General features: G+C 74.4%; 13 protein-coding genes. 5 read left to right on the plus strand and 8 right to left on the minus strand.

Annotation, left to right across the window (positions count from 1 at the left end; genetic code table 11):
* Positions 1–455: 455 nt before the first annotated feature.
* On the plus strand, positions 456–986 hold the full coding sequence (locus tag BL253_RS14570) for a VOC family protein (protein ID WP_081438332.1): 531 nt from the start codon (positions 456–458) through the stop codon (positions 984–986).
* A gap of 299 nt (positions 987–1,285) precedes the next feature.
* Positions 1,286–1,822, plus strand: a complete 537-nt coding sequence (locus tag BL253_RS14575; RefSeq protein ID WP_081438311.1) for a GNAT family N-acetyltransferase — start codon at positions 1,286–1,288, stop codon at positions 1,820–1,822.
* A gap of 79 nt (positions 1,823–1,901) precedes the next feature.
* On the opposite strand, the gene trxA is transcribed toward BL253_RS14575, so the two are convergent.
* From trxA to BL253_RS14595, 4 genes are all read right to left on the minus strand, one after another.
* Positions 1,902–2,300, minus strand: a complete 399-nt coding sequence (gene trxA / locus BL253_RS14580; protein WP_081438312.1) for a thioredoxin — start codon at positions 2,298–2,300, stop codon at positions 1,902–1,904.
* Entirely contained in the window at positions 2,297–2,875 is a 579-nt protein-coding gene (locus tag BL253_RS14585; protein WP_076817251.1) for a MerR family transcriptional regulator, read from the minus strand. The genes trxA and BL253_RS14585 overlap by 4 nt, the downstream gene beginning before the upstream one ends.
* Before the next feature lie 85 nt (positions 2,876–2,960).
* The gene (locus BL253_RS14590) at positions 2,961–4,223 is read right to left on the minus strand and encodes a serine hydrolase domain-containing protein (protein ID WP_241834793.1); all 1,263 of its coding nucleotides are present in this window, start codon (positions 4,221–4,223) and stop codon (positions 2,961–2,963) included.
* A gap of 164 nt (positions 4,224–4,387) precedes the next feature.
* Positions 4,388–4,570: a hypothetical protein gene (locus BL253_RS14595; protein ID WP_241834794.1), complete on the minus strand. Its 183-nt coding sequence runs from the start codon at positions 4,568–4,570 to the stop codon at positions 4,388–4,390.
* A gap of 193 nt (positions 4,571–4,763) precedes the next feature.
* Here BL253_RS14595 and BL253_RS45815 point away from each other — a divergent pair, with 193 nt between their 5' ends.
* Together BL253_RS45815 and BL253_RS14605 are read left to right on the plus strand one after the other, a co-directional pair.
* Entirely contained in the window at positions 4,764–5,747 is a 984-nt protein-coding gene (locus tag BL253_RS45815) for a hypothetical protein (protein WP_241834795.1), read from the plus strand.
* 51 nt (positions 5,748–5,798) lie between these two features.
* Positions 5,799–6,044, plus strand: coding sequence for a DUF2630 family protein (locus tag BL253_RS14605; protein ID WP_076817254.1), 246 nt, complete (start codon positions 5,799–5,801; stop codon positions 6,042–6,044).
* 31 nt (positions 6,045–6,075) lie between these two features.
* Here the strand turns inward: BL253_RS14605 and BL253_RS14610 are convergent, their stop codons facing one another.
* Genes BL253_RS14610 through BL253_RS14625 form a run of 4 tightly spaced genes read right to left on the minus strand, consistent with a single transcriptional unit; the run spans position 6,076 to position 10,058 of the window.
* Positions 6,076–7,044, minus strand: a complete 969-nt coding sequence (locus BL253_RS14610; protein WP_198946267.1) for an oxygenase MpaB family protein — start codon at positions 7,042–7,044, stop codon at positions 6,076–6,078.
* 47 nt (positions 7,045–7,091) lie between these two features.
* A complete protein-coding gene (locus BL253_RS14615; RefSeq protein WP_076817258.1) occupies positions 7,092–7,742 on the minus strand; it encodes a GPP34 family phosphoprotein in 651 nt (216 codons plus the stop codon).
* The gene (locus BL253_RS14620; RefSeq protein ID WP_076817260.1) at positions 7,739–9,400 is read right to left on the minus strand and encodes a sensor histidine kinase; all 1,662 of its coding nucleotides are present in this window, start codon (positions 9,398–9,400) and stop codon (positions 7,739–7,741) included. Before BL253_RS14620 ends, BL253_RS14615 begins: the two co-directional genes overlap by 4 nt.
* Positions 9,393–10,058 (minus strand): response regulator transcription factor, encoded by a 666-nt coding sequence (locus BL253_RS14625; protein WP_198946268.1) that lies wholly within the window; start codon positions 10,056–10,058, stop codon positions 9,393–9,395. The genes BL253_RS14620 and BL253_RS14625 overlap by 8 nt, the downstream gene beginning before the upstream one ends.
* Between BL253_RS14625 and BL253_RS14630 the strand changes: the two genes are divergently transcribed.
* On the plus strand, positions 10,030–11,739 hold the full coding sequence (locus BL253_RS14630; protein WP_241834796.1) for a DUF1800 domain-containing protein: 1,710 nt from the start codon (positions 10,030–10,032) through the stop codon (positions 11,737–11,739). The two genes, BL253_RS14625 and BL253_RS14630, sit on opposite strands and share 29 nt — an antisense overlap.
* The last annotated feature ends 13 nt before the right edge of the window (positions 11,740–11,752 follow it).

Here is an 11,752-nt window from a genome sequence, read left to right on the forward strand (position 1 = left end):
TCGTACCCAATGTCCGCGCCGTCTTCCGTCGCTCGCCATTTTTCGTTCATCAAAGGTTCATCAAAGCCTCGATTTGCCACCGATGCGTCACGGAACGATGACCGTTTGATGTCCATGGKCTGTCGTGAGCATGACCGTCCGCGTGATCGGCCGCGCTCGCGGGGCCTTCGGCGGGCCGCCCGTGTCGCCGCCCACGCCAGTSCGCGGGGGCGGCGCCCCTGGGCCGGGGTTCCGCGCTCACCGGTGGCCTCCGCCCGGCTGCTGACGCGCTCGGCCGGGCGAGGGCGGCTCAGTGGGGGACCGGCGGTGGCTCGGCGGCGTGTGTCCCGCGGCGGACAGGAGCATGCTCCACGGGACGACCCGGGGAAGATGTTGTGTGGGCAACGAGTTTGCGCGGATGGTGACGTCAGGCGCGATGAGACGGCCACCGTCCCGAGACGAGCATCGGAGTGACCATGAGCAGCGAACCTTCGGCGACGACGACCATCCCCGCCCCACGCGACCTGTCCACCCTGGCGGCGGCGCGGGCGGCGCTGCGCGACAGATACCTGGTGCCACCCGAGCAGCGGCCGGCCTCGTCCGCCCGGGGGGTGCACCACATGGCCCTGATCAGCCGGGACGTCGAGACGACGATCAGGTTCTACCAGGACCTGCTGGGGTTCCCGCTCACCGAGCTGATCGAGAATCGTGACTACCCGGGCTCGTCGCACTTCTTCTTCGACATCGGCAATGGCAACCTGCTCGCGTTCTTCGACTTCCCGGGCCTCGACCTCGGTCCCTACGCCGAGGTGCTCGGCGGTCTGCACCACGTCGCGATCTCGGTCGCTCCGGACCGCTGGGAGCGGCTGGTCGCCAAGCTGGCGGAGGCGGGCGTCGAGCACGTCATCCACTCGAAGGTCTCGGTCTACTTCAGCGACCCCGACGGCGCCCGTCTGGAACTGATCGCCGATCCGCTCGGCGCGATGTACGGAACCAAGGTGCTCTGACGGTCCTGGGCCGGTGTGCGCCGGCGACGAGCGGGCAGGGGGCCAGCCATGGCGGCGCGGCGCGGTGTTCGCGCGCCTGGCATCGTCGACGCTGGCGGGGCGTCGCGGGCGGGGGCGACGCGGGCGAGGCGACGAGGGCGGTGGCCTGGTGGGCGGATGCCCCGCCCGCGCACTGTGTCGACGAAGGCCCTCGGCCGTGTGCGGCTCCGCCCTGGTGGCGGAATCGAGACTCCGACGGTCTTGACTACCCGATCGCCGGGGATCCTTCGTGGAGGCGGGGGCCAGTAGGGAGGCGGGGCGTGACCGTGGTGGAACCGGTGCCTGGCGAGGTCGTCACGTTCCTGGAGATGACCAGCCCTGACCAGCTGCGGGCCGGACGGGCCGCCCCCCGGCTCACGCTGGCGGCCACGGACGACGAAGCGCTGGTCCGGACGACGATCGTGCGGGTCGGCGCGCCCTACCGCTGGCCAAGCGCCACCTGGTCGGACATGGCCTGGGCCGACTGGTTCGCGGATCCCCGCCGCCAGAGCTTCCTGGTGCGCGCCGACGGCGACGTCGCTGGAATCCTCGAGACAACGGTCCATCCGCCCTGGGAGGTGGAGATCGTCTCCTTCGGGCTCGTCCCCGAGTACGTCGCCACCGGCATCGGCGGTCACGCGCTCACCCTCGCCGTTCGCCTCGCCTGGAACCTCGACCATCCGACGCTGAACGGGGTCCAACGCGTCTGGCTGCACACCTCGACCCTCGACCACCCGAACGCCCTCGCCAACTACCGGGCCCGCGGCTTCCGCCCCTACCGCACCCAGACCCGCGGACACGTCCCGTCATCCGGGTAACCCAGAGGGGCGACCGATGAGGGCCGACGGCCAGGTCGCCGGTCGCGCGGAAGACCGGGCGGACCCTCGCGAACGACCGTCAGTCGCCGAGAATGTCGTCGATGAACTTGCGCATCGCGGCACCGGAGCGGGCGCCGACGACCGAGGCGACCTGCTCGCCGCCGTGGAGGACCTGGAAGGTCGGCATCGCGAGAATGCCGTAGGCGCGGGCGGTCTCGGGCTCCTCGTCGCAGTTGAGGGACACGACGGTGAGCCGGCCGGCGTAGTCCGCGGCGAGCTTCTCCAGGATGGGCGCCATCATCCGGCAGGGCGGGCACCAGACCGCCCAGAAGTCGACGAGAACAGGCAGTGGGCTCGCCAGCACGACGTCGGCGAAGGACGCGTCGGTGACGGCGACGACCGTCCCCGGGGTGGGCGGGTTCGCGACGGCGAGACCACCGCCGACGTCGCGGGTCACTTCGCCATGGGTCGATGTCATGACAGATTTCCTCTTTTTCCAGAATAGGTCTTCACCTGGGACTGGGTCTGCTCGAAGGACAGGGCACAGGCAGGCGGCGCGGCCGGGACGGGCACGGCACGCACGGCGTCCACCATCGGCGGCGCGCCGGGCACCCGCGGTTCGGGCGCAACCTCACCGGACGGCGCAACCTCACCGGACGGCGACGTGCCCGCGTCGGCCGGGCCGGTCACGTCGGCCGCCCGGCCCGCCAGTTCGTCGGCGAGCTGGCCGACCAGACCGGCGCGGATCTCGGCGAGCCGGGACACGCACGCGTCGATCTCGGCGATCTTCCGCCGGTAGACGGCGGCGGCGTCGGGGCAGGCGACACCGCGGTCGTGGCCGGATCGCAGGCAGTCGACGAACGGGCGGGTGTCGTCGAGGGTGAAGCCGATGGCGAGCAGTGACCTGATCTCGGCCACCAGCCGCAGGTCATCCTCGTCGAAGTCCCGGTACCCGTTCGCCCGTCGCCGGGCCGCGAGCAGGCCTTCCTGCTCGTAGTGCCGCAGCGCCCGCGGGCTCGTTCCCGCCCGCCGCGCCAGCTCCCCGATCCGCATGAGCCCGACGCTAAACCTTGCCGCCGACGTCAACGCCAGCCCGAAACTCCGGCGCGACGCCCGCCGGACGGGCCGCGCCGGGTGGTCAGCCGCGGCTGACGGGGCCGGTGACCGCCTGGGTGACGACGCGGCTGGCTTCGCCGGGGCCGAACGTGGGCGGCTTGGGGGCGGTCTCGGGGATGCCCATGCGGACGACGACCGTGTCGGAGCCCGGGTCGACCTGGACGACCTGGTTGCCGAGGCCGATCGCCCAGAAGATGTCGTCCGGGGCGCCGGGCACGAGCCGGCCGCGGGTGGCCGTCTGGTTCCCGACCTGGGAGAGGTCGGTCGCGACCAGGGGATTGCCGATGAGGCCCTCGTGGTTGAGCCACCACAGGTAGCCGTAGGCCGCGTTCAGCTCGGTGGACGAGGTGCCGGTCGCGGCCCGCAGCCAGTCGGCCGAGACGATCTGCTTGCCGTGCCAGACCCCGTGGTCCAGGGCGAGCTGCCCGAAACGGGCCAGGTCGCGGCAGGTGGTGTGCAGGCCGGTGTACGTCCGCGCGTTGCCGGCCCCGTCGGGCGTCATCCTGGTGTCGGTCATGCCGAGCGGGCCGAACAGCCGGTCCTCGGCGAACGTGACCGGGTCCTGTCCGGTGGCGCCCTTCAGCACCTGTTGCAGGGTCTGGATCGCGGAGTTGTTGTAGGCCCATACCTGGCCGGGCGGGTTCGCCTGGTCCAGGCCGACCGCGAACCCGGTCTGGTCGGTCGCCTTGACGAGCTGGCCGTAGTCGAGGCCGACGCTCCAGCGCCGGCCCGAGTCGTTGCTGAGCAGGTCGCGGACGGTGACCGCCTCCGACGGCGTGCCGCGCCACGTCGGAATCCACGTCGAGGCGCTCTCGCTGATCTTCAGGTCGCCGTCGTCCTGGGCGATCCCGACGAGCGTGCTCGTCACGGACTTCGTCGCCGAGAAGACGTCCTGGGTGGTGTCCTTGTTGGTGCCGCGGAAGTACCACTCGCCGGCGATCTTCCCGCCGCGGACGACGAGGAGGCAGTTCGACTTGCCGGTCTCGGCCGTCTTCGCGATCTCGTCGAGCTTCGCCGGGTCGAGACCGACCGCCGCCGGGGCCACGGTCTCCCACTCGTCGCCCGGCTGGTGCGGCGGCGCCGAGGCCTGGCCGGACGCGTCCGCCCCGGTGGCGGTCGGGCGGGGCGGTTCCGACGCGGTGGCGGAGCCGCCGCTGCAGGCGGCGACGCCGAGCAGCGCCGCGGCCGCGAGTACCGCGGCCCCGGCTCCCGCCCGTCGCCGCGGAAACCTCCGTGTACGGGCGCCGACGAGCGCATGGTGGTGAGCTGACTGCTGGCGGCGCATCGGCGACCTCACGGAGTGGATCAACGAGGTGTGCGGCTAGATCGTCGCAGGCCGATGTCAACATCAGGTAAGGCTTGCGCGCAACCGACGTAAGCCGTCCGTAGCCGTGGAGCCGCCTGACCTGGGGCCCGTGTTCCCAGGGCCGAGCCGCTTCCTGGAACGGTCTAGGAGGCGTCGGGGTGGGCGCGGCGGTGGCGGGCGGCCCGGGCCGAGGCGGAGGACCCGTTGGGCGACGGCGCGGCGGTGCTCGCGGCGAGCCGGTTGTGCAGCCGTTCGCGAACCTCGTCCGGGGTGTAGGCGCGCCGCGCGCGTTCCTTGCGGGCCACCATCGCGCCCGTGGTCGCCACTCCCACAACTCCGGCCAGACCGAGCACTTTCCACCAACGCATGCCACAAGGCTAGAACTTCGCCCCCAGGCGAGGGCGCCAGTCCGCCACAGACCGCGGCGCGGGGCGGAAGAATCATGCGCCTGAGGCTGACCAGCCTGTCCGGACGGGTCCGATGGCGGGCGGGCCGTCCTAGGCTGTGAGCATGTGTGCCATGCCGGTCAGCCTGGATGCCGCCGTGGAGGCGAGCCGTACGGGTGACCTGTGGCTCTTCCGCGGCCGGACCCCCGCCGACCGGGCCATCCAGACGCTCACGAACAGCCCGGTCAACCACGTCGGGATGGCGCTCGTCCTCGAGGACCTGCCGCCGATGATCTGGCACGCCGAGCTCGGCAGGTCGCTGACCGACCAGTGGACCGGCGGCCGCCACCGCGGCGTCCAGCTGCACGACCTGCGCGACGCCGTCCAGGTGTGGGGCCAGCGCTACGGCCAGCGTGCCTGGCTGCGCCAGCTCGAGCCCGAGGTCTCCCACGAGGCGGAGGACGCGGCACTTCGGATCATCGCCCGTCTCGACGGCACCCCCTTCCCGTCGACGGCGCAGCTCGCCGGACGCTGGCTGCGGGGCCGGCTGCCGACGCTCGTCCGGCGCGGGGGAGGAGACGCCGAGGCCGCCGACGCGCCGGAGGCGCTGGTCTCCGACCCCACAGCCGAGCCCTGGCTCGCGCCCTTCCCCTGGCGCGACGAGTCCGCCGACTCCGGCCGGCTGGTGGCCGGGTCCACCGGATCCACCGGCTCTACTGGCTCGATGGGCGCCAGGGGTTCCGCCGGCGTCGCGGGCCGCGCGGGCTCCGGGACCTCACCGGTCGGTGTCGCTGACGGTGACGACGCGCGGCCGGGCCGCTGGTCACGGCTGCGTGGTCTGACCGTTCGGCGCGGCCCCGCCCGCACGGCGAGTCCCGCCGACGGCCCCACGGGCGACGAGGCCCGCGAGCCCGAGGAGGGGGAGGAGGGCCGTCCCGCCCTGGAGACCGCGTACTGCGCGGAGGTCGTCGCGATCACCTACCAGGCGATGGGCCTGCTGGCCTCCGGCCGCCGGCCGAGCTGGTATGACCCGGGCAGGTTCTGGAGTGGCGACGACCTCCCGCTCGCCCTCGGCTTCACCCTCGGCGCCGAGATCGCCGTCTCGATGCCGGACTGACCGCGGGGACAGGCCGTGGCCAGGCGTCGGGTGGCGTGGTTGGGTGGCGGCATGGATGAGAAGGGCGTTTTCACGCAGATCAACGCACTCGTCGCCGAGGAGCACGAGCTGCGGGCCAAGCGGGCGGCGGGGGAGGTCGACCCCGAGACCGAGCTCGAGCGGCTCCGCCACGTCGAGGAATCCCTGGACCAGTGCTGGGACCTGCTGCGCCGCCGCGAGGCGCTGCGCGACGCCGGTCTGGACCCCGACGAGGCCAAGGCGGCCGCGGTCGGCCAGGTCGAGGGTTACATCCAGTAGCGAACGGCCCGGCGATCAACGTGGACGGGCGTCACGGGCTGACGTGCGGCGCGCGGCGCGCGGCGGCGGGCACGTAGTGGCGAGGGTCGTCGCGGCGGTCGGCGGGGGGCAGGTTGCGCGCCGGGGTCTCGACCGGCGCGGTGTCGGTGTCGGTGTCGGACGGGCGTGACCCGGTGGCGCGACGCCAACCGGCCCGAGCCCGCGGATGGAAGCGGCGACTGGGCGGGACGAGCCTCCAACCGAGGTGGACGGCGCGGCCGGCGAGGCGGAACAGCCGCTCGTCGGCCGCCGTCCATCGATACCCGAACCGGCGGCGCACCGCCTCGGGGAGCAGGCCGACCGTCAGCCAGGTGAACAACAGGCGGAACGGCACTCGGGCCGCGCACCAGAGCGGCCACGGCAGCCATCCAAGCGCTGGAGGCCGGTCGAGGTCGCGCAGGTCGAGTACGGCGCGGGCCGCCGCGGTGTCCTCCAGGACCTCGGCGCACATCCGGTCCCAGTAGGTCACGAAACTCGGCCAGTCCGGCGGCACCGGGCGCATGCTCATCCCGTAGAGCCGGTACCAGGCGACGTGCTCCGCGTACAGCTGGTCGCGCTGCGCGTCCGTCAGCCCGGGGCCGAAACGCTCTGCCGTCAGCACCGTGAGCATGAAGAACGTGGCGTGCGCCCAGTAGAAGGTGTCCGGGTCCAGGGCGTGGTAGCGGCGGCCCTGGTCATCGACGCCGCCGATGGCGCGGTGGTAATCGCGGACTGTGCGGGCGGTCTCCGCGGCGCGCGGGCCGTCGTAGACGACCCCGCCGATCGGGTAGAGCGAGCGCAGCAGCCGCTGCCAGCGTTCCTCGAAGAACCGCGAGTGCCGCGCCACCCCGGCGCCGAGAGCCGGGTGCGCGTTCTGCATCGCCCCGGCCCACGGCGCGAGCAGCAGCGTGCGCCAGTCCCCGAAGTAACGCCAGGTCAGTGATTCCGGACCCAGCGGCGCCGGAGCGGGCTGGTCCCGCAACGGCGCAGACCCAGCGGCATCGGTCCCTGTCACGGCTTCCCTGTCAGTCATGTGCCGCCAGCATGGGCCGCCAGCGCCTCGGCCGGCGGACCGGCGAGGGCGGTCAGCGCGGCGATCCGCTCGGGCCACGTCCGCCGTTCCCGGGCGCTGACCAGCGTGATGACGTCGCCAGCGGCGGCGAGCGCGACCAGCGCGGCCAGCTCCCAGGGCAGCTCGGCGTCGGCGATCTCGCCGCGCAGCGCCCTGGACGCCTCACGGTTGAGCACACGAACAGTCTGCCGGTCCGGCGGCGACACGGACACGCTCGTGCGCCCCCTGCGTGGCAGCCCGTCCGGATGCGAACCGAGCGTCACCCAGCCGGCCGCCGCGAGCTCATGGCGCACCATCCGCACGGCTGGCGCCCGGTCGTGCCCGACCCAGTACGCCCACGGCCGGGCCGGCGAGGGCTCGGCCGCGAGCTGCCGGAACACCAGCCGGGACAGCTGGTCATCCGGCGGCGAGGCGGCGTCGGCCGGTGCCCCGGTGACCAGGGCGAGGCCGTGATCGTCCGAGAGCAGGCCGTCGTGGTGGAGCTGGGTCAGCGCCGCGGCGCGCAGCGTACGTCCCAGGCCGGGAACGCGGTACATCCGGCCCTTCTCCAGGTTGAACGCGAGCAGGTAAAGCCGCAGGGACAACGACCGAGGCAGGTTCAGGCTCACCCCGAGAGACTTCCAGGGCGAACGGCCCGCGGCGTGGTCAGTTCGCCGACAGGGCCCGCGCCCGCGCCGGGCCGGTCGGCGAGTGGCATGCGGATCGTGAACGCGGCTCCCCCCTCGGGGGCGGCGGCCGCGTGCGCGTGCCCGCCGAGTCGGGACGCGAGCCGGGCGACGAGCGCGAGGCCCAGCCCCGTCGAGACCGGCCGCAGGCCGCGGTAGCGCTCGTAGAGCGCCGAGCGCTCGAACGCCACGGCCAGGTCGTCGTCGGTGAGCCCAGGGCCGCCGTCGCGTACCTCCAGCACCGCGACCGCCGGTCCTGCGCCCTGCGGTCCTGCGCCCTGCGGTCCTGGGCCTGGGCCTGGCGGCCCCGCGCCGGCCGGTCCCGCGCCTGGCGGTCCCGCGCCGGCCGGTCCCGCGCCCGCGAGCTCGGCGCGGGCCGCGAGCACGATCGGCGCGCCGGCCGGGACCAGCCGCAGCGCGTTCTCGGCGAGCCCGTCGAGGATCTGGCGCAGCCGGACCGCGTCCGTCACGGCCATGACCGGCCCACCCGGCACCTCCACCCGCAGCTCGACGCCCTCGGCCGCGCAGCGCCGTCGCCAGACCTCGGCGGCGTCGGCGACGAACCTCGTCAGGTCGACGGGCGCGAGGTCGACGCGGAAGTCGTCGGCGTCGAGGCGGGCGAGGTCGAGCAGGTCCTGGACGAGCCGGTCCAGCCGCAGCGCCTCGTCGAGGATCACCCGGCCGGCGTCCGGGGTCTGCCCCGCCGGGGTGACGCCGTCGGCGAGCGCCTCGGCGAAGCCGCGGATCGCGGTCAGCGGCGTCCGCAGCTCGTGCGAGACCGAGAGCAGGAACTCCCGCTGGCGTGCCTCGCTGACCGTGAGCGCGGTGGCGAGCCCGCCGAGCGCGTCCGCCACGTCGGCGATCTCGGCCGGGCCACCGGACGGCAGCGCGAGCGCCAGGTCGACGTCGCGCCGGCCGTGCGCCAGCTCGCGCGCGGCGGCGGCCAGGGCCCGCAGCGGCCGGGCCAGCAGGCGGGCGAGCAGCAGGCCGGCGACCGTCGCCACGGCGAGCGCGATCACCAGCGCCACCAGCAGCCGACGCGACAGCGCGGACGTCAGCTCCTGAGCCTGCGAGGCGGGCTGGACGAGCACGATCGTCGAGCCGTCGGGCAGCGGCCGGGTCGCGATGACGACCCGGCGGCCCGCGGTGGTGCGCACGACGTCGGTTCGGTGGGTGCCGGCGAGCCGACGCAGCGTCGCCGCCGGCAGCGACGGCGCCCACCGCCCCCCGACGGGGCCCATCGTCGTGCGCACGGCACCGCGCGGGCCGAGGACCAGCAGGCTGACCTGCTGCGACCCGATCGCGCGGGTGACGCCCGCGCGCAGCTCGGCGGTCGCCTCCGGCTGCTCGTACAGGGCGACGACGAGGTCGGCCTGCCGGCCGAGCACCCGGCGGGCCTGCCCCTCGCCGACGTCGCCCAGCTGCCCGAGGAACACCGCCCCCGTGATGATCACTCCGAGCAGCGCGACCAGCGTCGTGGCCAGCGCGGTACGCCGCCCGAGCCCGCCGCCGCGGCCTCGCCGGCGACGCGCGCGGGCCGGATCGCGACGCGTGCGGGCCGGATGGCCGGCTCGCCAGCCGGGTGCGGGCGGGCTAGCCATCGGCGGTGTAGCCGACGCCGCGGACAGTGCGGATCGGTGAGGCGGCGCCGAGCTTGGCGCGGACCTGGGCGACATGGACGTCGACGGTGCGGGTCCCCGCCGCCGCCTGGTAGCCCCAGACCTGGGAGAGCAGGCGTTCTCGGGTGAAGACGAGCCCGGGGCGGGTGAGCAGCGCGGCCAGCAGGTCGAACTCGGTCGCGGTCAGCGCGACGGCCTCCCCGCCGGCCCGCACCAGGCGGCGGTCCAGGTCCAGCTCGACGGCGCCCGCGCGCAGCAGGCGGCTCGCCGGCCGGTCCGCCTGGTGGCCGGCCCGGCGCAGCACCGCGCGCAGCCGGGCCACCAGCTCGCGGGGTGAGAACGGCTTGACGAGGTAGTCGTCCGCGCCGAGCTCCAGGCCGAGGATGCGGTCGACCTCGTCGTCTCTCGCCGTGACGAACAGGACCGGCGTCCAGTCGTCGCCAGCGCGCAGCGCCCGCACGACGTCGCGCCCGTCCAGCCCCGGCAGCCGGATGTCCAGGACGATCGCGACCGGGGCGAGCGCCCGGGCCGCCTCCAGCCCGGCCGCGCCGTCATGGCGGACCTCGACGCCGAACCCCTCCCTGGTCAGGTAGAGCCGGATCAGGTCGCAGATGTGCGGCTCGTCCTCGACCACCAGCACGAGTCCCGACGACCGCCGCGCCGCCGCGCCCGCCGCCTCCACCCCCACCCCCACCCCCGCCAAGGGCGCCGACGATTTCGCGGACGTCGAGGATCCGGGCGCGGGCGGCGCGGGCGGCGCGGGCGGTGTCGGCTGGATGGCCGGCGTCGACGCCATCGGGAGGTTTCCCACCTGCCCAGTCTGCGGCGCCGCGTACCCTTCGCCGACCCCGGCCAGGCAACGGCTGGATTGTCTTACCGTTCTCGAACATGGCGGCCATGGCACGCTGACGGTCCGCTGGGACGGTCTGTCCATGGCCACCGCGCGTTCCGACATCGCGTTCCTCCACCGGCGGGCCGGGTTCGGCGCGAGCCCGGCCCAGCTCGACGCCGCCGTGGCCGGCGGATACGACGCGGCCGTCGACGCTCTGGTCGGCGTGGGCGCCCGCGCTGACGCGGACCCGGAGCCGCCGCCGACGTTCGCGCCGCTGCCCAGGCTGGCCGACGTCCGGACGGACCCCCAGGCACGGTCGACCTACGCCCAGATGGTGCGCCAGCAGGGGACCGAGCTGACCGGCTGGTGGGTGCGCCGGATGGTCGCCTCCGCCGACCCGTTCACCGAGAAGCTCACGTTCTTCTGGCACGGGCACTTCGCGACGTCGATCACCAAGGTGCGGGTGGCGCAGGCGATGCTCGCGCAGAACGAGATCTTCCGGCGTTCCGGGAACGGCCCGTTCGACGCGCTCACTCTCGCGGTCGCCCGCGACCCGGCGATGCTGGCCTGGCTCGACGCCGGGCAGAACCGCAAGGAGCACCCGAACGAGAACTTCTCCCGGGAGCTGATGGAGCTGTTCACGCTCGGCATCGGCAACTACACCGAGACCGACGTCCGGGAGGCGGCGCGCGCCTTCACCGGCTGGCGGGTGGACGCGAGCCGCACCGGTTTCCAACTGGCCGCGAAGCAGCACGACGACGGGACGAAGACGGTCCTCGGCAAGACCGGCGACCTCGGCGGCGAGGACGTGATCGCCCTGGTGACCCACCAGCCGGCCTCGGCCCGGTGGGTCTGCGCCCGGCTTTTCAGCCGGTTCGCGGCGCCTGTCGAGCCCGACGCGAACCCGGCGGCCGACGCGATGCTGACGGCCTACGGCTCGGCGCTCGACGCTGGCGCCGCCGTCGCGGCCATGCTGCGCTCGCCGGCGTTCCTCGCGAGCCGGGGCAAGCTCGTCGCCCAGCCGGTCGAGTACGTCGTCACGACGCTGCGGGCGCTCGGCCTGCGGGTCACGCCGGCCGCCGATGGCTCCGCGGACGCCTCCGCCGGCGCTGGTGGAGGCGGCGGGGCAGGGACCGACGTCGCGGCCGGCAGCGGGGCACTGCCGCAGCGCGCGGTGCTGGCCGCGCTCGCCGGCCTCGGACAGGTGCCGTTCCAGCCGCCGAGCGTCGGCGGCTGGCCCGAGAACGCGGCCTGGCTGACGACGGCGTCCACCCAGGTGCGTACCAGGTTCGCCACGGCGGCCGCCGCGGCGGCGAACCTGGCCTCGATCGCCGACGAGCCGGCCGCCGGCAGGCCGGACGCCGTCGCCCACCTGCTGTCCCTCGACGGCTGGACCGCCCGCACCCGCGAGGCGATGACCGGCGCCGGCGGCAACCCGGCCCGCCTCGTCGCGCTGGCCCTGCTCTCACCCGAGTACCTGACCGTCTAGGACACCACCCTGG

Origin of the sequence: Pseudofrankia asymbiotica, assembly GCF_001983105.1 — a bacterium.
GTDB classification, from domain to species: Bacteria; Actinomycetota; Actinomycetes; order Frankiales; family Frankiaceae; genus Pseudofrankia; species Pseudofrankia asymbiotica.